Origin of the sequence: Enterococcus rivorum, assembly GCF_001742285.1 — a bacterium.
Lineage (GTDB): Bacteria > Bacillota > Bacilli > Lactobacillales > Enterococcaceae > Enterococcus_L > Enterococcus_L rivorum.
On record NZ_MIEK01000021.1, the window covers coordinates 24,188 to 48,470 of the forward strand.

The 24,283-nt window shown below is 35.9% G+C and carries 22 protein-coding genes and 1 pseudogene; 8 read left to right on the forward strand and 15 right to left on the reverse strand.

Annotated features, from left to right (window positions below):
• The first annotated feature begins 82 nt into the window (after nucleotides 1–82).
• Both BCR26_RS08270 and BCR26_RS08275 read left to right on the forward strand, forming a co-directional pair.
• Nucleotides 83–1,036 carry an ABC transporter permease gene (locus tag BCR26_RS08270; protein ID WP_069698534.1) on the forward strand — a complete coding sequence of 318 codons (954 nt, stop codon included), beginning with the start codon at nucleotides 83–85 and terminating at the stop codon, nucleotides 1,034–1,036.
• On the forward strand, nucleotides 1,033–1,836 hold the full coding sequence (locus BCR26_RS08275; RefSeq protein WP_069698514.1) for an ABC transporter ATP-binding protein: 804 nt from the start codon (nucleotides 1,033–1,035) through the stop codon (nucleotides 1,834–1,836). Before BCR26_RS08270 ends, BCR26_RS08275 begins: the two co-directional genes overlap by 4 nt.
• 123 nt (nucleotides 1,837–1,959) lie before the next feature.
• Here BCR26_RS08275 and BCR26_RS08280 read toward each other — a convergent pair whose 3' ends face one another.
• Complete coding sequence (locus BCR26_RS08280) at nucleotides 1,960–2,637, reverse strand: phage tail tip lysozyme (protein WP_069698515.1); 678 nt, start codon at nucleotides 2,635–2,637, stop codon at nucleotides 1,960–1,962.
• Nucleotides 2,638–3,031: 394 nt separating this feature from the next.
• A pseudogene (locus BCR26_RS18935) lies at nucleotides 3,032–3,481 on the reverse strand (M23 family metallopeptidase); the annotation flags it as partial.
• A gap of 432 nt (nucleotides 3,482–3,913) precedes the next feature.
• Between BCR26_RS18935 and BCR26_RS08290 the strand changes: the two are divergent.
• Complete coding sequence (locus BCR26_RS08290; RefSeq protein ID WP_069698516.1) at nucleotides 3,914–5,176, forward strand: L-lactate MFS transporter; 1,263 nt, start codon at nucleotides 3,914–3,916, stop codon at nucleotides 5,174–5,176.
• A 50-nt stretch (nucleotides 5,177–5,226) separates the two neighbouring features.
• On the opposite strand, the gene BCR26_RS08295 is transcribed toward BCR26_RS08290, so the two are convergent.
• On the reverse strand, nucleotides 5,227–5,439 hold the full coding sequence (locus BCR26_RS08295; RefSeq protein ID WP_069698517.1) for a zinc ribbon domain-containing protein: 213 nt from the start codon (nucleotides 5,437–5,439) through the stop codon (nucleotides 5,227–5,229).
• A gap of 224 nt (nucleotides 5,440–5,663) precedes the next feature.
• On the opposite strand from BCR26_RS08295, the gene BCR26_RS08300 reads away from it, so the two are divergent.
• Nucleotides 5,664–6,662 carry a biotin--[acetyl-CoA-carboxylase] ligase gene (locus BCR26_RS08300; protein ID WP_069698518.1) on the forward strand — a complete coding sequence of 333 codons (999 nt, stop codon included), beginning with the start codon at nucleotides 5,664–5,666 and terminating at the stop codon, nucleotides 6,660–6,662.
• A gap of 2 nt (nucleotides 6,663–6,664) precedes the next feature.
• Here BCR26_RS08300 and menA read toward each other — a convergent pair whose 3' ends face one another.
• The 3 genes from menA to pplA form a co-directional block, all read right to left on the reverse strand.
• On the reverse strand, nucleotides 6,665–7,624 hold the full coding sequence (gene menA / locus BCR26_RS08305) for a 1,4-dihydroxy-2-naphthoate polyprenyltransferase (protein ID WP_069698519.1): 960 nt from the start codon (nucleotides 7,622–7,624) through the stop codon (nucleotides 6,665–6,667).
• Between the two features lie 12 nt (nucleotides 7,625–7,636).
• Complete coding sequence (locus BCR26_RS08310) at nucleotides 7,637–8,716, reverse strand: FAD:protein FMN transferase (protein ID WP_069698520.1); 1,080 nt, start codon at nucleotides 8,714–8,716, stop codon at nucleotides 7,637–7,639.
• Between the two features lie 860 nt (nucleotides 8,717–9,576).
• Nucleotides 9,577–10,509: an extracellular electron transfer flavoprotein PplA gene (gene pplA, locus BCR26_RS08315; RefSeq protein ID WP_069698521.1), complete on the reverse strand. Its 933-nt coding sequence runs from the start codon at nucleotides 10,507–10,509 to the stop codon at nucleotides 9,577–9,579.
• 266 nt (nucleotides 10,510–10,775) lie between these two features.
• Here pplA and BCR26_RS08320 point away from each other — a divergent pair, with 266 nt between their 5' ends.
• The 4 genes from BCR26_RS08320 to BCR26_RS08335 all read left to right on the forward strand — a co-directional run bounded on the left by BCR26_RS08320 (nucleotide 10,776) and on the right by BCR26_RS08335 (nucleotide 14,897).
• Complete coding sequence (locus tag BCR26_RS08320; RefSeq protein ID WP_069698522.1) at nucleotides 10,776–12,677, forward strand: NAD(P)/FAD-dependent oxidoreductase; 1,902 nt, start codon at nucleotides 10,776–10,778, stop codon at nucleotides 12,675–12,677.
• Nucleotides 12,678–12,884: 207 nt separating this feature from the next.
• Nucleotides 12,885–13,301: a NusG domain II-containing protein gene (locus tag BCR26_RS08325; RefSeq protein ID WP_069698523.1), complete on the forward strand. Its 417-nt coding sequence runs from the start codon at nucleotides 12,885–12,887 to the stop codon at nucleotides 13,299–13,301.
• 16 nt (nucleotides 13,302–13,317) lie between these two features.
• The gene (locus tag BCR26_RS08330) at nucleotides 13,318–13,878 is read left to right on the forward strand and encodes a Gx transporter family protein (protein WP_069698535.1); all 561 of its coding nucleotides are present in this window, start codon (nucleotides 13,318–13,320) and stop codon (nucleotides 13,876–13,878) included.
• Between the two features lie 32 nt (nucleotides 13,879–13,910).
• A complete protein-coding gene (locus BCR26_RS08335; RefSeq protein WP_069698524.1) occupies nucleotides 13,911–14,897 on the forward strand; it encodes a polyprenyl synthetase family protein in 987 nt (328 codons plus the stop codon).
• Nucleotides 14,898–15,175: 278 nt separating this feature from the next.
• Here the strand turns inward: BCR26_RS08335 and BCR26_RS08340 are convergent, their stop codons facing one another.
• The 9 genes from BCR26_RS08340 to BCR26_RS08380 all read right to left on the reverse strand — a co-directional run bounded on the left by BCR26_RS08340 (nucleotide 15,176) and on the right by BCR26_RS08380 (nucleotide 23,838).
• A complete protein-coding gene (locus BCR26_RS08340) occupies nucleotides 15,176–15,655 on the reverse strand; it encodes a hypothetical protein (protein WP_069698525.1) in 480 nt (159 codons plus the stop codon).
• 661 nt (nucleotides 15,656–16,316) lie between these two features.
• Nucleotides 16,317–17,669, reverse strand: coding sequence for a glutathione-disulfide reductase (gene gor / locus BCR26_RS08345; protein WP_069698526.1), 1,353 nt, complete (start codon nucleotides 17,667–17,669; stop codon nucleotides 16,317–16,319).
• A 172-nt stretch (nucleotides 17,670–17,841) separates the two neighbouring features.
• A complete protein-coding gene (locus BCR26_RS08350) occupies nucleotides 17,842–19,083 on the reverse strand; it encodes a peptidase U32 family protein (RefSeq protein ID WP_069698527.1) in 1,242 nt (413 codons plus the stop codon).
• Between the two features lie 14 nt (nucleotides 19,084–19,097).
• Nucleotides 19,098–20,018 carry a peptidase U32 family protein gene (locus tag BCR26_RS08355; protein ID WP_069698528.1) on the reverse strand — a complete coding sequence of 307 codons (921 nt, stop codon included), beginning with the start codon at nucleotides 20,016–20,018 and terminating at the stop codon, nucleotides 19,098–19,100.
• A 1,216-nt stretch (nucleotides 20,019–21,234) separates the two neighbouring features.
• Entirely contained in the window at nucleotides 21,235–21,489 is a 255-nt protein-coding gene (locus BCR26_RS08360) for a hypothetical protein (RefSeq protein WP_069698529.1), read from the reverse strand.
• Between the two features lie 15 nt (nucleotides 21,490–21,504).
• A complete protein-coding gene (locus BCR26_RS08365) occupies nucleotides 21,505–21,825 on the reverse strand; it encodes a hypothetical protein (RefSeq protein ID WP_069698530.1) in 321 nt (106 codons plus the stop codon).
• The gene (locus tag BCR26_RS08370; RefSeq protein WP_069698531.1) at nucleotides 21,815–23,071 is read right to left on the reverse strand and encodes an alpha/beta hydrolase family protein; all 1,257 of its coding nucleotides are present in this window, start codon (nucleotides 23,069–23,071) and stop codon (nucleotides 21,815–21,817) included. The genes BCR26_RS08365 and BCR26_RS08370 overlap by 11 nt, the downstream gene beginning before the upstream one ends.
• Nucleotides 23,064–23,462 carry a DUF1310 family protein gene (locus BCR26_RS08375; protein WP_069698532.1) on the reverse strand — a complete coding sequence of 133 codons (399 nt, stop codon included), beginning with the start codon at nucleotides 23,460–23,462 and terminating at the stop codon, nucleotides 23,064–23,066. The genes BCR26_RS08370 and BCR26_RS08375 overlap by 8 nt, the downstream gene beginning before the upstream one ends.
• Nucleotides 23,463–23,544: 82 nt before the next feature.
• Nucleotides 23,545–23,838, reverse strand: coding sequence for a WXG100 family type VII secretion target (locus BCR26_RS08380; protein ID WP_069698533.1), 294 nt, complete (start codon nucleotides 23,836–23,838; stop codon nucleotides 23,545–23,547).
• Nucleotides 23,839–24,283 lie beyond the last annotated feature (445 nt).

The window sequence follows — 24,283 nt, forward strand, 5'->3', positions numbered from 1 at the left end:
TAAACTGATAAAACGGATTTATCTCAATAGTTTATACATAACTACAAATTTTTATTGAAAGAAGCTGATTTTTTTGTCAAATATACTCAATATTTTTCTCTCTTCCACTTCGCAAGGACTTTTATGGTCTTTGTTAGCAATTGGTGTTTTTCTAACCTATCGCATCCTAGATATTGCTGATTTAACTACTGAAGGAAGCTTTCCTTTGGGTGGAGCTGTGGCAGCAATTATTCTAACAAAAGATCCAACGACTTGGCCGGCCCCTTTACAAGCCTTAATGGAACTCAATCCTATCATGACACCACTTATTGCGGTATTGATTGCCTTTGTCGCGGGAACGCTTGCGGGATTGGTTTCGGGATTACTACACACTAAGTTAAAAATCCCAGCATTACTAGCAGGAATCATTACCATGACAGGACTTTACAGTATAAATTCTCGGATTATGGGCGCTCCAAACATTCCTTTACTAGGAACAGACACTATTTTTTCGCCAGCACAAACATTAGGTTTAACTAAAATCAATAGCGTTATTCTGATTGGCTTATTGATTGTTGCTGTGGTGATTGTACTCCTTGTTTTATTCTTTAAAACTGAAATTGGTTTGGCAACTCGTGCCACTGGGGATAACATCGAAATGAGTGAAGCCAACGGGATTAAAACTGATAACATGAAAATTATCGGTTATATGCTTTCAAATGGCTGTATTGCTTTAGCAGGTGCTTTATTAGCACAAAATAATAGTTTTGCTGATTTAAATTCAGGAATCGGGACAATCGTTATCGGTCTTGCTTCCATTATCATTGCAGAGGTGCTGTTCAGAAACAAATCATTACCAGTCAGACTAATTACCATTGTTATCGGTGCTATTCTTTATCGATTTATCCTAGCTTGCGTGTTGGAATTAAACGTTGATCCAGCCGATTTGAAATTATTCTCTGCTATTATATTAGTTATTTGCTTGTCTTCACCATTAATTCAGAAAAAATTAGGTTTTTCTAAAAAGAATACAAAAAAAGGAGGACAGGCCAAATGAAATCAGTCTTAACTATCAAAAATTTACACCAATGCTTTGAACGTGGGACGGTAAATGAAAACCATGTTCTCAAAGGAATCAACTTAACCATTAATCAAGGTGAATTCATTACCATTATTGGTGGAAACGGTGCTGGAAAGTCTACTTTACTCAACAGCATTGCCGGAACTTTACCCATTGAAGAAGGTCAGCTATTTCTAAATGAAGTGGATGTTACTAAACAAAAAGTCGTAGCACGTTCCAAACAAATCAGTCGTGTGTTTCAAGATCCTAAAATGGGCACTGCCGTCCGTTTGACAGTGGAAGAAAATATGGCATTAGCCATGAAACGCGGTAAAAAAAGAGGATTAGGAAACGGTGTTAGAAAAAAAGAGCGTCAATTTTTCAAAGAACAATTAGCAAGCTTGGGTCTAGGGTTAGAAAACCGTTTAGCTACCGAAATCGGATTGCTATCTGGTGGACAAAGACAAGCGATTACTTTATTAATGGCTACGCTAATTCGTCCAGAACTTATTTTATTAGACGAACACACAGCGGCTCTTGATCCTAAAACTTCAATTACAGTAATGGAGCTAACCGATCGCTTAATCAAAGAGCACAATCTGACTGCCTTTATGGTTACCCATGATATGGAGGATGCCATTCGTTATGGGAATCGCTTAATTATGCTTCATCAAGGACAAGTCGTTGTAGACGTTCCAGCTGAAAAGAAAAAAGATCTAACCGTCAATGAACTGATGGATATGTTCCATAAAAACAGTGGTACTGAATTGAAAGATGACCAGTTGTTGCTGGTTTAAGACTAACTATTATTTATATTAGAAGTAAAAGCCCCCTCCTGTAATGCTTAAGGAAGGGGCTTAATTTAACAAAATTGAACCAGTCAAATTTTAATATAGACTAGTTAAGTATGTCTAGAAACGTTATCCAGCTAAATTATTTTTTAAAGCTGTTAATAATAAATCCGACGTAGGATTAGTTCCACTCCAATCATAAACAGGCATGTCTTTACCATTATTATCACGATAAATCGTTTTTAAAATAGTTACCTGTGCTGGATCTGTTAAAATTTTAACTTTATCTCCTGTAAAATAATACATTGCTTTTCCTTTTGAGTAAATACATTGCATAGTAACCTCTCCTTTATTTTGTATTGTTTTGAGTAAATTGAACCAATACCTGGCTTGCGTTTGTCGAATAGGCTGGTTCGGGTTAGCTGGACGTTCGTAATATCGAATAAAAATATCTGCCAAAAATTCTGGCATTTGTTTACTTTGAGAAAATTGTTTAAATGTCATAGATGGATGTTGAAACTGTTGATTATTTTCAACTTCCCATTCTAAACGTTTGCATTGACTGATTACATCTTGATAAACCAATCCATTCGTTTTCGCCCAGTTAATATATTTTGTTGCTGGTGTCCATTGAACTAGCCCATACCCGCCAGACATATTGCCAATGATGTCCGATTCCCAACAATCAGGAATAATACCACTTTCTGATTGCATATTGCCTAATAATGCCGCTACAGATTCTTGGCTCCATCCTTTACTGCTTAAATAGTTCCAAATCTGTTTGGCAGTTTCTAGTTGTGTAGTCATCTTGTTCCTCCCTACTTTTTATTCATTACTTAATATTTTGCATTGACAACTTGATTAGGTTCCACTAAAGATACTGTTGATGTCTCCTTTAAAATATTAATATTTATCTTTATAGATTAATTAAGCCTAGCTACCAATATTATCCAGCCAGATTGTTTTTTAAGACTGTTAGTAATAAATCTGATGTAGGGTTAGTTCCACTCCAGTCATAAACAGGCATGTCTTTACCATTATTATCACGATAAATCGTCTTTAAAATATTTACCTGTGCTGGATCTGTTAAAATTTTAACTTTATCTCCTGTAAAATAATACATTGCTTTTCCTTTTGAGTAAATACATTGCATAGTTGTCTCTCCTTTATTTTGTGTTGGTGTTTCTCCACCTGATGTTCCCGATGTTAAAATAGGTAGTGGATCTAGCCACGTTCCGTTATCAGTAAATGCATACTGCTGTGCTTGACGCCAATCCATACGAGTCATTCCTAAATGCAAATGCTCTGTATTTCTAATTCCAATTACTTGTCCTAATGTAACAGTATCGCCAGTCTTCACTCTTGCATTAGCAGTACTTGAAGCAAATTCTTGATACACAATATTGATTCCAGCACTTTGAATAACGATTACTAGTGCACCTAATCCAGCAATTCCCGGATTCCCTGCAAAAGTTACAGTTCCACTGTGAACAGCCCTAAGATCGTTACCTGGATGGTCTATAGAACCAAAGTCTAACCCATTATGGAAACCATTTGGACGAAATTCGCCACCTGGATGTTTACCAAACAATTGGCCGCCAGAAAAAGAATTACGTGCCAGACTTGTTCCAGAAAAAGGGCTTCCCCATTCATTTGCCATTTACTACACTCCTTTATTTTTATTTGATTAGGCCTAACCACAACAATATAATACCACCTAGCATAACTTTGAAACTTTCATATTCCTTCTATTTCACTGTCAAAATTCTATAACTATTTAAAATTGTTCTAGTTACTGATAATAAATTCATCAAAATGATATTTAATCCTACAAGACCTTTGAATTCGTTTTCAATTATGCTATCATGTAATTTAACATTTAAAGAGCAATTTCTTCTTTTTATTGTGGTGATGTCTTCATTCATGTGAAAAAATTCTCAATTACGGTTTTCCCTTTTTACTATCAGTAATCGTTGGTTAAATTTTGTATTTTTTGTCTGTTGGTAAATTATTTTTTACATGCCCGTATGATGTCCAACAAGCGTTCAAAAAGAGAAGTTGTCTCTCAATTAGGAGGATAAACATGGCCAAAGAAACAAAAGTCAAAAACAGATGGCTGATTGCTTTAGCAGGAATCGCTGTCCATCTTTCTATTGGGTCTGCTTATGCATGGAGTATTTATACCAAACCCATTGCTCAGCAAACTGGTTGGGAGGAAGCGCCTATCTCATTTGCTTTCAGTATTGCGATTTTCTGTTTAGGAATTTCAGCAGCATTTATGGGGAAATTTGTAGAAAAATTTGGGCCACGAAAAACCGGAACAGTTGCTTCTATTCTCTTTGGTTCAGGTATTGCTCTAACAGGATTAGCAGTCAGTATGGAGTCGCTCCCTCTTCTCTATATCTCTTATGGAATTATCGGAGGAATTGGACTAGGTTCTGGTTATGTGACACCAGTTTCTACAATGATTCGCTGGTTCCCAGATCATCGAGGGCTGGCTACAGGGATGGCTATTATGGGCTTTGGTTTCGCCTCATTAATTACAGGACCGATTGCTCAAAAATTAATGGGCAGCGTGGGGATTTCTAAAACCTTTTTCATTTTAGGTGCAGCGTATTTTCTTGTGATGTTCGTTGCTTCCCAGTATTTAGAAAAACCACCTGTTGGATGGGTTCCTAAAGGCTATGAGCAAACGGAATCTGATAATGAAAAAGCAAAACCAAAAATTAAAGAAGACTTTTCACAATTGACAGCTAATGAAGCGATTAAAACTCGTCGTTTCTGGATATTATGGCTGATGTTGTTTATCAATATTACTTGCGGAATTGCCTTAGTCTCTGCTGCTTCACCAATGGCTCAAGAAGTAACAGGTATGACTGCTGCTGTAGCGGCGACAATGGTTGGCATTATGGGGTTATTTAACGGGGGTGGACGCCTTTTCTGGGCAACACTATCTGACTATATTGGACGTCCTAATGTTTTCACTACGATTTTTGTTATTGATATTCTTGCACTCACAGCACTTTATTTTCTGAAATCACCAATTATCTTTGTAGTGCTAATCTGTATCATTATGACTTGTTACGGCGCTGGTTTTTCAGTCATCCCAGCTTACATTGGCGATGTCTTTGGTACAAAAGAACTGGGTGCTATTCATGGATATATTTTGACTGCATGGGCAGTAGCTGGTATGGTTGGTCCTTTATTACTCTCATTTATTCACGAAACCACAAAAACGTATAGTTCAACCTTAATTATTTTTGTTATCCTATGTTTTGTGGCCTTATTCCTATCATTACTTATTCGAGTAGACTTAAAGAAATTGAAAGAAAAAAGTAGTCAATAAATAAAAAAGTGTTCAAACAACTAAAAAATTGTCTGAACACTTTTATTTTGTTAATTACCAATCAAGAAATCGAGTACGTTCCAACCATCGGACGTTTGGCCACGATATAGCTCTGTAAACCCACATTGCGTACAGCTAACCGTGATAAATTTTTTATTTTGAACATCAAAAATCTTTGCAAAGTTCCCACCCGTTGCTTGAAATTGATCGGATACATAATGCATATTCCCACATTTATCACATACATATTGCTTTCTTTCCATTTTTTATTCTCTCCTATCTGTGTCGTAAGCCAAAAATTAACCAGTAACGTTTCCCTAACAGTTGGCTACGACTTATCAATAAACTAATTATAACCATATTCTAAATAAAATACATACGCCTTTGGATGGATTTTACTCTGCAACCTTTTTCTTAAAGAGATTGACGACAACAAGGTTTTTCACTATAGTAAAGGAAAAGGATTCGAAACAACTGGAGGGGCAATATGTCTACAAAAAGTGCAGTTTTAACATTACTAATGCAACACCCTGCTGATTTTTTATCGGGAGAAGAAATGGCACAACAACTTTCAGTCTCTCGGACAGCGATTTGGAAAGCGATTAATGAGCTAAAAAAAGAAGGGCATTCCATTTCTAGCAGTCCAAATAAAGGTTATCATTACAAAAAAAATGATGTTTTATCTGTGGAAGGAATTCAATTGGCTTTGAATCAACAGACACCTAAGCTTCATATCAGTCTTTTAAATAGTTCTGATTCTACAATAAAAAATGCCAAGTTAGCAGCTATAAATGGCGAGCCTGAAAACACATTGATTGTTGCCGATATGCAGGAAGCACCAAAAGGGCGCTTTGGACGAGCTTTTTTTTCAAAGGCTGGCTGCGGAATTTATATGAGTATGCTTTTACGACCGAATCAAAATTTTGAAGAAATGGCACAATATACCGTAATTATGGCTGTGGCTGTCTCAAAAGCAATGGATCGTCTGACAAATGTAACGACTGAAATCAAATGGGTCAACGACATTTATTTAAATGGAAAAAAGGTTTGTGGTATTCTGTCCGAAGCCATGAGTGATGTAGAATCTGGTCAAATTTCCAACGTTATCATTGGCATGGGGATTAACTTTTCCATTAAACAAGAAGAATTTCCTGAAGAAATTCACCAAACAGCTACTTCTCTATTTTCCAACCAAGAACCGACGATTTCCCGTAATGAACTTATCGCTGAAATTTGGAATCAATTTTATGCTATTTTATCCGAATTACCAAAAGAACAATTTTTAGAAGACTATCGTTCAAAATCCTTTGTTCTAGGAAAAGAAGTAACTTTTTCACAAGCGGGGAAAAATTATCAAGGAATCGCAAAAACAATCAATCAGCAAGGAGAACTCATTGTTACTCTAGCTGATGGTACCGAAAAAATTTTATCCTCTGGTGAAATCAGTTTAAGCACGATTGCTGGAAAAAAAAATCCAAGGCTGTAAAATCAGCCTTGGATTTTTTCTATAATTATCGTCAAAAGCAACCCTAATGCATAGCTGCCGTTAAACGCTAGTAAATTTTTAATTGAATGTCTAAAGCTTTTCGGTTGAGGTAATTCCTCTTTAAAGGTCTTTAAGTTTTTCAAAACTACTGGTAGAGATAGAAAGACAAGTAGAATCGGCCAACGATACACCCCAAAAGGCCAACCAACCAAAATTACTGCATAGGAAGCCAGCATTAATAATTGGAACAAAACCACGCCATGAGGACGACCAATATAATACACCAATGTATATCTATGGTTCTCAATATCTGTATCTAAATCCCTTAAATTATTGGCTAACATAATATTCGCGATAGTAAAAACAATCGGTAACGATGCCCAAACAATCGCCATAACAGCCCATAAATTTCCTGTTAAAGCAAATGTTCCTTTAGCAAAATCTAACGCTAAATAAAACGGTCTGTTAGTCAACACATTTAAATAAATGGTCATAGCAAAAATACCTAACCCCATAGTAAATCCGCTAAAGACTTCCCCTAAAGGCATCCTTGATAACGGAATTGGTCCAAAAGTGTAAAAAATACCAATAAAACAGCAAATTCCACCCATTACTAAAAATAGCCAACCTGTTTTTAAGGACAAGAAGATGCCTACAACAGCAGAAAAAGCAATCATTGCAAAAATCATTTTACGAACTAATGCAGGGGAAACACCTGATTGACCAATAATATTTTCTTCAAACTTATAGGTTTCTGATTTTGCTTTTTGGAAATCCATGTAATTATTAATAGCTGTAGTAGCCATATCAAAAACCAACATTCCAATAAAAAACAACACAGTATAACCTAAATGAAACTGATGAAAATAAGCAACTGAAAACAATATCCCTAAAATAAATGGAAATAGACTTGCCAATTTCGTTTGAATTTCTACCACTTTCAAAAACACATTTAACGACATTATTTTTACCCCTTATTTCAATTCTTGTCGATCTCCCATTGTATATCCAGAATCTTTCCCTAACTCAAACGTCTTTTCAATATCCTTACTAACATAAACTTTATCTTCTTTAGTGACAAAAATAGTATCTACATTTTTTAAACTTTCAGCGTATTCTAATCCTTTTTTTACCCCCATTGCAAAAACCGCTGTTGACAATCCATCGCCATCAATCGATTTCTCTGTAATAATAGTGACTCCTGCAATGTCGTTGTCAAAAGGATAACCTGTCTTCGGATCAAACAAATGATGATACGTTTTTCCGTCCGCTTTTAAGTAGCGTTCATAAATTCCTGAAGTCACTAATGTCTTGTTGCTTTCTTTAATGGTTCCTATTACTGTATTACGAGCCTTATTAGGGTCTTGAATCCCCACATTCCAGTCTTCTTTTTCGCCTCTTGGACTATGACCTAAAACGAACACATTGCCACCTAAATCAACAATTGCCGTTGTTACGCCATTATCTTGCAACACTTTTACCACTTCATCCGTGATAAATCCTTTAGCGATCGCACCTAAATCTAGCTGCATCCCTTTTTCTTCAAGATAAACGGTTTTATCTTTATCATTCAATTTCACTTTTTTGTAATCAACTAATTTTAACGCTTGATCGATCTCTTCTTGTGACGGCTTACGGGCATCATCAAAACCGATATGCCACAATTGCGTGATTGGTCCAATCGCCATATCAAAGCCACCTTGAGAGTCTTCACTATACTCATACGCACGTTTCAATAGAGGATAGATATCGTCGGATACTTTGACTGGTTTAATTCCAGCTTGTTGATTGACTTCATCAATTTCAGAACCTTTTTGGTTTACAGTAATTTTATCTCCTAGTTCTTTCACTCGGTCAAAAGCTTTGTCTAAAACCGCTTCTTTTCCATCATCATAAATTCGAACTTGTACATAGGTTCCTAATAAAAACTGTTCATCAGAGTATGGTGTATCATTGATTTTAGGTGCATCTGCTTTTTCCGTTTTTCCACAAGCAGCTATAAACAGGACTAGCGTTACCAATAAGGCTGCTGTCAGTGATTTTCTTTTATTCATCGTATCCCTCCACTAAAAATTATCTTCCTAATAGTAGCGCGTTTTTGCTAGATTGAAAAGAAATTTCTACCTATTTTATTACAAAAAATGAAGTCTTACTATTTTAAGACTAGCCTAAACTACAGCAATATATAGACAATTAAGTAATTTTGACCCCAAGAGGATAGGAAAAAAACTAAAATCAATTTTGTTTCATCCTCTAAACCCGAATAAACAGTGGTAAAAAGCCTGGGTCTTCGGAAATTTCCCGAAAATCACTCAATACATAAAGCGTATTGTACGCTTTTCGGTCCGATATCTCGCCCCAAAAGGACTTCTGTCTCAACCTCATCTATAATAAAAGATTCGTTCACTCGTATTACATAAACAAAAGGGCTGATTCCAAAGAAAAAGCGGAACTACTAGCAGTTGGTGCCAGTAACTATGGTCCGAATCCAATATGAATTACTTAGGCTTACCATTTATTTAGCCCAATTTTAAAGCTTGGAAGCTCTGAAACCTGAACTTTGGGCTCAGAGTAGCTCCACGGTTTTTCACTGGCAATAACTGCTGATAGCGGAGCCTAGTTGCCCTTTTTTTAAATTGAAAGACCAGAATAGTCTAATCTTATTTATACACAACACTTTTTTATATGTGGCTTAGTACAGTAAAGTGAGCTTGTTTATGTATTCTTCTTCTGCAGTAAATTGCTTTTATATGCACCCTACTCTATGTTTATCTCTTTATTCCTTTTAAGATTTAAACAAAAGAACCTTTGACTAGCTATAAAAGACAATTGCCGCCTTCCATAGGTCCTAGTCAAAGGGTAATCTCTTGTTACGTATTCTGTGTTGCTTATTTTGTTATTTCAAAAAGTGAAATTAGTTTTTCAATACAATGTTATCAACAACGATTTCGTTTGTATCGCCTTTTTCAGCTGCATTGATTAATTGTTCCGCATAGATCACAAATGAATGGAAGCTATGAGTCGCTCCTGTTACTACATCCATGTTGCCAACGCCTGGTTTTTCATCATTCATTGCTTTTACGAATTCTTCATTAAATGTCGCAATGTATTCTTTTGGTCCGATGCCAGCTTTGTCTTTCATGTTTTTGTTGTAGTCAGCATCATCTGCTTTTGATTTGCCTTCATCATTTACATTGTCATATTTAGATTCTGTAATTTTACCATCTTTTACAACGATTGAAAATTGTGTATGGTAACCATTAGAATTATTTTTTTCTTTCAATGAGTAAGTACCGTCTTTAAGATCTGCCCCATTGTCGATTTCGATTGTTTTTGTGTCACCAGCTTGTGCAGCTTGGATCAATTGTTGTGCATAGTTTTGGAATGATTGACTTGAGTTAGTTGCCCCTGTAACTACTTCGACACCACTAGCACTTTGAGCCTTAACCAATGAAGCATTTAACTCTTTGATGTATTCAGCAGGACCAACGCCAGATTTTTCTTTCATGCTTTTTTCGTAATCAGCATCATCTTTTTTAGATTTTCCATCAGCGTTTATGTTGTCATATTTAGACTCTGTGATTTTACCATCTTTTACTGTCATTTCAAAAACAGCACGGTAACCATTCGCTTCATTTTTTTCTTCTAATTTATAAGTACCATCTTTAAGATCTCCGCCTGCTTCTTTTTCAGCAACTGCTTCAGAAGAATCAGAAGATTTCTCTACTGCTGAGCTTTCAGCACTTTTCTTTGTATCGTCTGCTTTTTTGTCTGATCCACAAGCTGCCAAAACAAGAGTAGCAAGAGCGACAACTGTGAAACCTTTTACAAGTTTAGTCATTTTCATATTTATCCACCTTTTCCTTTTGTTAATCTACACAAACTAAAGTTTGTGATTCACTTTACATTCTATAACATAAAAGCCAATTGTCAAACAAACTTTTAAATAAAAGCAAAATTTTAGCTTTTTTTCACGTATTTCTAATCAAAAAAATTTTATTTCCTTTAATTAAGAATTGCTATTAGACAAATAGGTATCAAGGCTATATAATAAAGGACGATTGTGTTATTATTTTCACTTTTCATTCTATTTATTTAAGGAGCGGATTATCAATGACAAAGCAAAACATTGTCGTTGTCGGTGCTGGTTATGCTGGAGTTTCAGCGACCAAATTTTTAGCAAAAAAATTGAAAAAAAATAGTGACGTTGAGATTACATTAATCGATCGTCATTCTTACCACACCATGATGACAGAGCTACATGAAGTAGCCGGCGGACGTGTTGAACCTTCAGCGATTCAATACGATTTACAACGTTTGTTCTCACGTAAAAAGAACGTAAATCTTGTAACAGACACTGTTACAGGAATCGATAAGGACAACAAAGTCGTTAAAACAGAACAAGGCTCTTATCCTTTTGACCAATTGATTATTGGAATGGGTGGCGAACCAAATGACTTTGGTACTCCTGGTGTCAAAGAGAACGGATTTACTTTATGGTCATTTGATGACGCATTAAAAATCCGCGAACACATTTTAAAAACTGTTGAAAAAGCAGCAATTGAACCTGATGCAGAAGTTCGTAAAGCAATGCTAACTTTTGTTGTTTGTGGTTCTGGTTTTACAGGAATCGAAATGATTGGGGAGTTAATCGATTGGAAAGATCGTTTAGCCCAAGAATTTAAACTTGATCCTGCAGAATTCACTTTATCTGTTGTTGAAGCAATGCCAACTATCTTAAACATGTTGTCACGCAATGATGCAGCAAAAGCTGAACGCTATCTTGAAAAGAAAAATGTTCAGCTACTTAAAAATGCACCGATCGTTGAAGTTGCCGCAGACCACATTACTTTAAAAGACGGTTCTAAAGTGCCGACTCACACATTAATCTGGACTGCTGGTGTAAAAGCAACCTCTGATGCAGCTGATTTTGGCTTAGAATCTGCTCGCGGCAATCGTTTAATTGCAAACGAATATATGCAAGCAAAAGGATATGAAGACAAAAACATCTATATTATCGGCGACTTAGTTTACTACGAAGAATTCCCTGATACACCAACACCACAAATCGTTCAAGCGGCTGAACAAACAGGTCACACAGCGGCAGCAAACGTGGTGGCATCAATTAATGGTGGCGAAAAACATAAATTCAAAGGGAATTACCAAGGATTCATGGTTTCTGTTGGCTCTAAATGGGGCGTTGCTAACTTGTTTGATAAAATTCATTTAAGTGGTTTCTTAGCTATCATCATGAAACACATTGTTAACTTGAAATACTTCTTTGATATTCGTTCTGGTTATTATATGTTCCAATATATGATGCATGAATTTTTCCATATTAAAGATGATCGTAATGTCACTAGAGGTCACTCTTCTCGCTATGGTAACGTGCTATGGAGCGTACCGTTGCGTATATTCTACGGTACCGTTTGGCTAGTCGAGTCAATGAAAAAAATCGTTGGTACTGGTGACTACTTGAAACCAGGAACTTGGTTTGGTGAAGGATCATGGTTTACCGATAAAGTTGCCTTCCCGTTTCCTTGGCTACAAGAACAAGTAACTACTGGCGCTTCTGCTGCTGAAGGAGCAACTGACACAGCAACTCAAACGGCTCATTTTGGCTTAAGCTATGCATATGGCGAGCAACCGATGCAAGTTTTTGAAAAGATGCCTAAATGGTTTGAAAGTGTAATGAAATTTATGATGCCAAATCAAGATGTTGCCTTGTTTATGCAAAAATTCATGACCATTGTCGAAGTATTGATTGCTCTAGCATTAATCGCTGGTCTATTCACATGGCTATCAAGTGCAGCTACAATTGGACTAACAATTGCTTTCTGCTTATCTGGTATGTTCTACTGGGTAAATATCTGGTTCATCTTCGTTGCCTTTGCTTTAATGAACGGTTCTGGACGTGCAGTGGGATTAGACCGCTGGGTTATTCCATGGATTCAACGTACCTTAGGTAAATGGTGGTACGGAACCCCTAAAGCTAGATACGGAAGTAAAAACTAATCACAACTTGGCTTTTATTGACTAAAAAACAACATTATTATAGAACGGTTTGGGACAGAAGTATTTAGCTTTCAACATTTCGGCTTATTCCGAAAAAGCTGCTTCTGTCCTAGCTACTTCTATCTATGAGATTGGAACAGAAGTGTTGCTTCTACTCCCACCGTTTATTCGGACTCATTCAAGAAAACTGCAAAGGAGAGGGAAGAGTTGAAACTTAAAGAATTTATCAAAAAAAGTTACTTGCGTCCCTGGGATGTCATTATTATTGCCCTATTAACGCTCAGTTCTTTCTTGCCCCTTGTAGTTTTTAGTATGCAAAATGTAGAAGCTGTCACGACCCAAGCGGTTTTAAAAGTAGACAGTAAAGTGGTAAAAGTTTTTGAACTGAAAAAAGATGACCCCACCTATACATATAAATATGAAGATCCAGATGGTGACTATAATTTAATCAAAGTAGAAGGTGACCGGATTTGTATTATAGAAGCAAATTGTGGCGATCTTGCTTGCGTGAGACGCGGATGGATCTCTAAACCAGGAGAAACTCCTATCGCCTGTCTCCCTCATAATTTGTTTATTACAGTGGAAGCTTCTGATGGGAGTGAGGATGGCAGCTTAATTTATTAACAAGTTGTCGATGCGTATGAGTAAATTACAAAGAAATATTTTCATCTCAATGTTGGTTGCCCAAGGTGTTATCATCGGTCTAATTGAAAACATGATTCCTTACCCTTTTGCTTTTGCTCCAGGAGCTAAATTAGGTTTAGCTAATCTGATTACTATTATTGCTATTTTTACGATGCGCAAAAGAGAAAGCTTTTTCTTGGTTTGTCTTCGCTTAATTCTTACAACCTTGCTAGGGGGCACAATTTCTACCTTCTTTTACAGCGCAAGTGGTGCGTTACTTAGTTATCTAGGGATGCTATTAGTGAAACGATTAGGACCAAAACGAGTAAGTATTATCGGGATTAGTGCTACTGGCGGCTTTTTGCATAACGTTGGTCAGCTACTAACAACCTCCTTTTTTGCTCAGTCGTGGGTGCCGATGCTCTATTTACCTTTTCTTTCAATTATCGGTCTCTTGTCAGGAATTGCTATTGGGATTGCAGCGAATTATCTATTAAAACATGTTCAAACCTTACGTCGGTTCCAATTAGACTATGAGCAGACCACGAAACATAAATGGAGTCAAATTTTTCAATAATTTCTAACATCGAATATCGAAGGAGTCATTTTATGAACATTCATCCAATGTGGGAGAATTATCCTGAACTAGCAACTGAACTAGCCACCACATTACACTTAATGGAAAAAAGGATTCTCCTAAAAAATAAAGACATCGAAACCGCAATTTTATCAATGATTCATTCTGGGGGAAAATTATTACGTCCAGCGTATCAATTATTGTTCTCCCAATTTGGAAAAAATCGCAATGTCGAAAAAGCTACAGCCTTAGCTGCATCTATTGAAATGCTCCACACAGCAACGTTGATTCATGATGACATTGTTGATGAAGCTGATATTCGTAGAGGATTACCAACTATTCGTTCCACTTTTGGTAATAATACCGCCGTTTATGCCGGCGACTACTTATTTGTTTGCTGTTTCAAAATGCTATCCAATTACTCCTCTTCATTAAAAAGCATTCAGCTAAATTCAAGAAGTATGGAGAAAATTTTAACTGGAGAACTGGGCCAAATGGATAGCCGTTATAATTTGGATATGACAGTAAAAGAATATATCGAGAATGTTTCCGGAAAAACAGCAGAACTTTTTGCATTAAGTTGTTTCGTTGGAGCATACGAAAGTGGAACTTCTGAACGATTTGCCAAAAATTGTGGCGAAATCGGTTCAAATATTGGGATTGCTTTCCAAATTATTGACGACATATTAGACTATACGCAAAGTTCTAAAACACTAGGGAAACCAGTTTTAGAAGATGTTCGCCAAGGAATTTACTCTTTGCCGCTGATCTATGCTTTACAAGAAAACCCCAAAGAACTCCATCCTTTATTAGAAAAAAGAGAGAGTTTAACAGATGACGATATCGCTGAGATTTATACTCTCGTTCATTCTTCAGGTGGGGTTATAAAAGCACAGAATTTAGCCGCAGATTACACCAACAAAGCATTGAATGCTATTGAAAAATTACCGAAAACCAAAGAGAATACGAAACAGATTCTTTTGGATATTACTCAAACGATTTTAACTCGAACAAATTAGACCGGTTTTATGTCATTGGAAAAACGAGTTGGGGATCATTGATCTCAGCTCGTTTTTTTGTCATCTATAAAAAACAATCCATCAATCATATCTCTTAGAATAGATGAAGCTATTTTTTTATGATATTTTGACATTCCGCCTAGTAAAATTCTTATCTTAAAAAAATTTTATTGAACAAATGAAAAGGCGCTGTAAACAAAATATCCAATTCGTTTAGCTTATTCATTTGTTTCAAAAATCATTGTAAATAAAAACGTCAACCCAGTGAGTTCAATTTTCTATTTGTCCATTTTTTTTATAGTTAAATACGCTACACGAGCATTTTTTGACTCTTCTTTCATCGTTGGATATGATTTTTTTATGTCATTGGCAGTAATAAAAAAGAAAATGATTGCTATAATTTCAATAGGATAGATAGTTAAGCCCATTAGTCCTAAATAAATATCTCCAGTTCCACCATTTGAAATTTCAGAAAGCATCAAGACTACAAGTATAAATCCAATTGCTTCTGCAACATACATTAATATTGGGGCTACATACTTTCTTTTAGAGACCAGTTTTAATTTACTTACTCCAACATGAGCAATAATCGTAAAGGCAAAGATAATCGTCCCTGTATTTCTTATATTTATTCCTAAAATAGATAATATGAATAAAGCTATAATAACCACTGGAATTGCAAAATAGTAACCATAGATTTGATAAGGTCTAACCTTATTTTTCATTTCTTGTTTTGTAACCTTTAATTTTTCTTTCATACTTTAATATCCTCCTTAATTTCCAACTTTCCCATTTAATCATATATGTAATACAATTGTCAATAACATATGAAATATTTTTCTGGAAATTTTCTACTTAAGTGAATACCAAGCTGAGATTTATTGAGATTTTTTCACTTTCAAATCATTATAACTCCGGATAATTTCTTTATATTAATTAGAAATACACCAAAAATCAGCTATATATGAGTTATTTTTCTCATTATATACTCTGTTTATCCTTTAAATTCAAAAAAAAAAATAATCACTCGTATACTTATGATGTCAGTAGCAACACACAAAACAGATTATTATTAGAGGCTTTAATCAGTATATAAACAATAATTACTATGCACGATTAAGAATATATAGTTTTTTATCCCTATGTTAACCTCCTCCCTGATAACTCCTATATAACTAATTTTTTTCCAATTTATTTAATTTCACCACGGTGTCAACCAACTTCACAGATTTGTGATAAATACGCTGCAAACCACTTTCATTCCCAACGTTTTATTATATTCTACCCATTTTAAGACTTAAATACGAAAAATGGTAAGCAACATTTCTTTCTACAAGTAAACTTGTTAGATAAGAGTTACCTACCATTTTCATCTAAAGTTATTGCGTTTTCACGACTCACAACTGGTTTTGCATCTATTTACCTCATAGTAACAAACTCTTCTGATCCCGTTGGATGAATTGCTACAGTATTGTCAAAATCTTTTTTGGTTGCACCCATTTTTAACGCCACAGCGAATCCTTGTAGCATTTCATCAACACCAAGTCCAACACCATGTAACCCAACAATCTTCTCTTCTTTTCCTGCACAAACTAATTTCATAACACATTTTGGTCTGTGTTCACCTAATGCATAGTACATCGGTGTAAAAGTGGATTGGTAGATTTTTGTGTCTGCTTCTCCATATTTAGCCAGCGCTGCCTTTTCTGACAAGCCAACAGTCGCAACTGGTGGATGCGTAAAGACAACGGTTGGAACTAAATCATAGTCAAGATGTTCATCTGTCTTACCATTAAATAAACGTTCAGATAAACGACGGCCCGCTGCAATCGCAACTGGTGTTAAGTCAATTTTACCAATAACATCCCCAACAGCATAAACACCTTCTTGTGTTGTATTTTGGAATTTATCGACTTTTATATAGCCAGATTCTGTTCGCTCTATGGTTGTATTTTCCAACCCTAGCTTATCTGTATTTGGACGACGACCTGTTCCAAAAACAATAGCATCCGTAGTAATTTGCTCGCCACTATTGAAGGTTATTCGCAATTCTCCAGAATCAAGCTTTCTAATCACTTTAGGAATCGAATTAGGATGAATACTCATTCCGGCTTGGCGATAATTTTCCACTACTTTGTCTGAAAGCATTTCATCAAAATCACGCATTGGACGCTCGTTACGAAAAGCCCAATAAGTAGCTGAACCCATACCACAAACTGTTCCGGCCAATTCAGCGGCTATATAGCCAGCACCAATAAATACAACTCGCTTAGGCAATTCTTCCAACGCAAAAAAACCATCTGAATCTATCGCATATTCTTCCCCAGGAATCCCTAATTTTTTAGGACGCCCTCCTGTTGCAATTAAAATATGTGGCGCTGTATATGTCTCTGTCCCTGCTTTTATTGTATGATTGTCGACAAACGTTGCATACTCAGACAGAACCTCCACATTATTGCTATCCAACCCTCTTTGATAAGCTGTATGCAAAAAATCAATGTATGCTTGACGGTTGTGAACTAATTGTTTAAAATCAAAAGATTTCACTTCTACATCAAACCCATAGCCCTTCACATCCGTTTTCATCATTTCCATAAATGAACTTGCCTGCCACATCACTTTTTTGGGGACACAGCCTTCATTGACACAAGTTCCTCCGATGGCACTAGCCTCAATTAACAAAACTTTAGCTCCATGCATCCCAGCTCTATTAGCAGAAGCAATCCCACCACTGCCACCACCTATTACAATATAATCGAATTGTTTTACCATCATAATTCCTCCAAATTTAAAATGCAAAATAGAAACTGCTCTTATACTTATTAGCTACTCTCTTCTCTTTATAACAAAAGTAACTCTATTTAGCAATTCATTCTTCTCCAAAAATAAAAAAGGAAAGAAAAATGCTTTTGACCAAACATTTCTTTCCTTAAATCGCTTTAATTTATTTCTTTTTACGAATCATATCTCCAACGGCAACAGGCTGCTCAACAGGCATCGTCAAAATCATCATTGGATTCGGCGCTCGATCAATGGATTCACCGTCTTCGTTGTACATTACTTCAACGGTTTGGTCAAAATGATGAAAACCTGGTCCATAAAATTCGATTTCATCGCCAACACTAAAATGATTTCGCTGGCGAATCGTCGCAACTTTTTCTATCTCATCATAAGCCATTACTTCACCAATAAATTTATATTCTGGAATTTTTCGTCTAGCACCAAATAACTGTTCTTCCTCTGTTGGTGTATGGTAATAAAAACCGGTAGAAAGTTCTCTTTGGGCTACTTTCCATAACTCATCAATCCATTCTTGCTTGCACTCATAGTTATCCGGGTCCTCCATATAAGTATCTACTGCTTTTTTATAAACATTCGCTACCGTAGAGACGTAATGAATGGACTTCATGCGACCTTCAATTTTAAAGCTATCAACACCGTTTTCTATCAACTCTGGAATGTGTTCAATCATGGACATGTCTACCGCACTCATGGAAAACTCTTCTTCCACTTCCCCTTTATCCGTTAGACTTTTCCGCTCCCCGCCGAAAGGCATATCGTACAACTCGTACTTCCAACGACAAGATTGTGAACAACCGCCTCGATTGGCATCACGCATTGACATATGATTAGAAAGAGTACATCTACCAGAATAAGAAATACACATTGCTCCATGAATGAAGGCTTCAATTTCAACATCCGTATTTTTACGAATCGCTGCGACTTCTTCCATCGAAACTTCACGAGCTAAAACAACCCGTTCCAACCCTTCGTTTTTCCAAAATTCTAACGTTTCATAATTAGTAGCGGAGGCTTGAGTAGATAAATGAATCGGTAATCCTGGTGCTTCCGTTGCGCAAATTTCAATTAAGGCTGGGTCAGAAACAATTACCGCCGAAATTCCTACATCTCTTAACTCACGGAAAAATTCCCCCGCGCCTTCTTGATTTCCTTCATGAGTGACCATATTCGCAGCAACATAGACTTTCGCATGATGTTCTTTAGCGAACGCAATCCCCTCTGCCATTTCTTCATAAGAAAAATTGCCCGCTCTACTACGCAAACCGTAAGCATTCCCGCCGATATAAACAGCGTCTGCCCCATAGTGAATAGCTGTTTTTAGTTTTTCTAGCGTCCCGGCTGGTGCTAAGACCTCGGGACGCTTTAGTGTTCGTTTATTCGTCATTTCATTTGTTCCCCTTATTTAATTTCGTCTGGGTCTAAATTAAAGAACCCGATGTCTAAGCCTCTATTTTCCGGATGCAACAACTGAATTTTTTCAGTCGCTTGTTTTGCTTGCTCATCCGTCCAAGTACCATTTTCTATCTGTGTCTTAGCATTTACAAATAATTTTGCTACCTCAACGAAGTTATCCCCAGGTGCATAAATGCCATCTAATTTCCATTTTATATAATTCGCTTGCTTTAATTTATCTAGCTCTTCCATTAAGTTAACATCATTGTCCGCAAAAATATGGGTTCCATGACTATCCTCATAAATTGAATAGTGGGTTTCTTCCTTTTTATGCTCTGACAAAAACAATCCTCGCTCTTTGCTGACTGACTCATTATTTTTTGTGTAGCGATAATAATTCTGCAACAACGGTCGTTTTGATTGATGAATACATGTCGCTCCATAAACCAAGACCTCAGCTGGCACTAACAAATTATCCTTGATTGCTACCATTTCTTCATAAGGAACTTCTCGAGCCAATACCGCTCCTACAGCCCCACGTTTCGCCCAAAAATTAATTTGTCTGGAACTCGTAACCAATGTTTCGCCATCATAAATGTAAGGAATAGAGATATTATCTCGTTGTAGTACAAAAACAACACCGGGATCTCCCACAGTTATGTAATCTACTCCTATCTCATTTAAAAACAGTAAATAATCAGGAATTTTTTCCATTTTTTCAGGATGCATAATCCCATTTACCGCAACGTTTACTTTTTTACCAACTTGATGAGCCATCTCCGTTATTTGCTGCAACTCTTTTTTAGAAAATGATGTAGGTAAACGTAAGCCAAACATCTCTTCTCCAATATATAAAGTATCTACTCCTGCATCTAGCAATTTTTCTGCCTGTTCTATTGATTCCGCAGTCGCTATAAGTTCAATCATCTTTTTACCTCCTTGTTAACGACTGTATTATAGTATCACAAATACTACACGTAAAAAACCCTATTTAAAAGCTTTTAACGATTTTCTCGTGAATTTCTGAGCTATTTTTTAAATCTCTATGTAATAGTAAACATTCTTTGCCTTCAAAACAAATAATAACAATTATTTTAAGAATGAAATACTGAGATTCAAGATTTTACAAAAGAAAAAAAACTGACGACTGGTTATTTCCAAGTCGTCAAGGTAAGCATAAACCGATTAAAATCAATATAATTTATCAGTCGTTCAACTGTTAAATCGAAACGACCTAGGTACTCAAACTGTCCGAAAAATTTTTGGCTATCGTTATTATCGTAACACGAAGGACATTGCGACACTTATGGAAATCTTCAATCATGCGTCACAACAGATTACAAAGCGATACATCGGCATTCGTGAGGAAGAAATCATTGAGACACTTAAAAATTTCAAGATAGGATAACAAGTTGGGGAGATATTTAACAGACTTTGAAAGTCACTAGTCAGGAAACCTCTATCTAAGTTGTACAATGCAAAAAAACATTCTATACTAGGTATTATGTTTGGAATGGCGACTCGTCCATGATTCAGAAAGGAGTTTTAGCTATGTCCACATACGAAACAGTAATGGTGCTTTTGGCAGTCACTAAGCTTTTTTGAGACCACAAAAAAGAAAAATAAAAAAACTCTTATCTATTACCGGCAAAAGTAAAATTAAGAGTTTAAAAAAGAAAATAGTGAGTTTAGTCCAAACCCAACTTTTTTTATTTACAATCTGTAAACAAATGTAACCCATTTGCGACTATCTATAGATAAGCATAAAGTAAATAAATTTAAATTTCAATAATTCCATTTTTTTGGTGATGCAAACAGCAACAATTTTAGGTGTTTTTTTCAGACCATTTTAGAGACGATTTTTTCTCTTTTTTTACACATAATAATGGAATTTTTAAATTCACTTTTTATAAAATCTATGAGATCACTTACCTTTTTTCTAACCATTTTTTAAAGCTAAGTTTGTTTTATTTTTTGATAGTAATAAATGATAGCATGTAAACATTAGTGTATTTAATCCGTTTAAAAAAAGCAATTCCTATAAGTTTTGAGAGCAAAAAAAGACTGCTTCTTATCAAAAAGAAACAATCCTATATTTAGCTTTTTTGAGAATTAATAACTGTCTATTCGCTTCGAGCATTTTCTAAAAATTAGCTAATGTCGTCCCTTGCTGCTTGATTATTTCTTTTGCTTGTTTCCCAAATTGTCCTTTGACAGAATTACCTACTGACGTTCCTACTTGGTCTATACTTGTTTTGGCCACCTGTAGTTGCGTTGCTTCCGCCTTTTCTCCTTTACTTTGAAGCGAATAGCTCATCCCATCAATCGACATCGACATGGAACGGACAAGGGATTTTTCGGCTTCCTTCATTAATTTTTCTATTAGTTTTTCTAACATTTAACATGTATCCTTTCATTCAGAAGAGTCTGTTTCTAATTGACGAAGACCTTGATAATAATTTTCTTCCGTCTCTTCTAACTGACGTTCTATGCTCCTTCTTTCATGTTGAACGGTATCAATTAGCTCTTCCTTAATCATAGAAACTGCCATGATTCCTTTCTGCAATTCATAATCATCTGCAAAGTCACCAAAATAGTAACGCGCTTTGTCCACCATGTCATCCAGTTCAGAAAGTCCACGATCTCGTTGTCTAAGAAGGGTCTCTTCTTGTTCTTCCAACACTCTTTTTTCACTCTGATATTCTTCTCTTAAAGAATCTTCCTTATGGTGCATTCACGCTACCTCCAATCTGCATCGCTAATTGTTGGTCGGCTACTTTCAGTTTTTCAATCCCAGCCACTATTTCTTGACTCAATTGATCAAAGGCATCTCCTTGTTGCTTTGCTTTAGCGATTTTCTCTTCTAACTTGGCACAAGGTATATCAACACATTTTTCTTTTGTTGTTCCTGTTTTAGCAAACTCCGCCATCACTTCCTCATAGCTCAAACGAGAAACGAATTTTAACACACGCTGCAAGCCCTCTTCCCAATTTTCTTCTAATGCTTTCATAATATCTCGGTAGATTTTAATTAATTCATCCATATTTTCTTTTACGACACGTCCACCTGATTGAACCGCTAATAACGCTTCACTATCCTCTAAATAAATGGCTTCATTGGCGGAAAGTTTCCCACCACTTGCTTTAAGTTTTTTTCGCAATAAACCTAGTGCCAATAATTCTCCTTTAATCTGAGCTTCAATTATTTTAGCTGCTTTTTCGGCCATTTTCTTTGAAGAAGTGAGGATTTCCCCTTTATGATTGAACTGATATCCAGCAAACATATGTTGGTCAAGAGGCGAATAAAAGGCTGATTTTATCGAGATTAATTGTCCCACCGTTTGATTATTTGATGTATTCCCTACTACACCAATCAAATCTTTCCGGTCAATATAATTGAAAATACGGTCTTGTAACGTATTGGCTGTTTTCTTTTGCTTGTCTGTCAAAAAAAGATAAATATTTGGCCCATTGTATACATAACCCCCTCGAATCCGATCAGGATCAAGCGCATTCACTAAAGCATATTGTCCATTCATAGACCCCAGGGAGTGGCCATACACATTGAACATGGCATATGGATAGTCTTTCATGGCAGTATTCAATGTTTTTGAAGCAGATTCTAGCTGTGGTGGTGCAGCTTGAATGGTAAATTTAGGATTTAAAACGTTCGCTGCTGCTGGGAGATCGTTCATAAACCAGTCGTTCATCCAATCATCCCCACCATAAGGAGCGGTAGAGCCACGATAAAGAACAGTCACCTCTGAAACAGCATTTTTCTGTGCTGGGGAAGGATTAGACGGTAAAGGAATGTCTGTTATGATAAAAGATTGTTCGCCTGTGGACTCATTATCAATAACACCTGAAACATAACCAATACTTACTGTGTCGTTGTTAACAAGTATTTCTTGACCTAATTTCAAATTTTTGTACTCTTGTTTTGCTATTTCTAAATGTTCCATTTCTGAATAGTTACTCATGGTCTTTATTCTCCTTTGCAAGTAAATCCAGTAACTCTTTTGTCGTTGTGGACGATCCATTGTAAAGAGATTTATTACCATCCTTCGATAAGATTAGTCCAATCACTAGCTTAGGATTGTCATTTATGATTAAATCTACCATAACACCTCCCATCGGATTTAATTCAATGGAATTTTCGTCTATTTTATAACTTTTTATTGTCCCATCTTTTTCTAAAGCCCTATCATCTCTATGTTTTATTGCACCTTCATAAATTCGTTTTGCCTCATCACTATGAACAATACGAATCATTTCTTTTTCCGCTTGCTGATCCATAAATACTTTTCCTCCTACTACTGCTACAATAACTACAGCTACTATCAATGTATACTTAACCCATTTTTTTTTCATGGTATCCGCTCCAATTAATCATCTGTTTTTCTAAAAATAGACGAAGATTTTTCTGCTCTTCGTCTATACGTTCACTCAACAACTAACGATTGTTAATCGCTTGTGAAATATCGTTATCGGTATCACGCATAATTTGTGCGACTGAACGTAATTGTTGGTTAATTTGTTCTAACAACTCGCCAAACTCACGAATTTTTGGTTGTAACTCAACGAATTGATTGTCAAAGCTTTCAAAGCCACTACCTTCCCAATTGGAACGAATCGTCTCTTGTTCTCTTTCAAGATTCGATAAAACAGTTAAAATTTCTTCAGACCCTTGCGTGTATTTTGTTGCTGAAGTTTCTAATTCTTCTGGTGATAATTTGATTTGTGCCATTTTAAGTACCCTCCTGTAAAGAACAGCAGTACCATTCTTTTAATATGTAACAAATAAATTATACCAATGATTATACCAATGATTATACCCTGCGACAACCTTGTCTTTTTCCATTAGTTTACAATAGATACACTCTATCTTTTTATTCTTTTTTAATTTATTTCTTCAACGAATTTATGACAAATTCATCATAGTTTATTCACAATTCTTTTGTATGATTAATTTAACAACAAAACAACCCTAACAAACACTTTTTCATTTTTAACTCCTTTTCCCACCTTTACCCAGAGGTGGGATTTTTTTGATTGCTGAACTATAAAAAAAACAGTCTACAAAAGAGTAGACTGTTGTAGTGCGCCCCCTAAGTTAGACCAAAAAATCTAGCTTAGGGGGCTTTTTATAGTGGCTAAATATGATTATGACTTAAAAAAATTAGTTGTTGAAG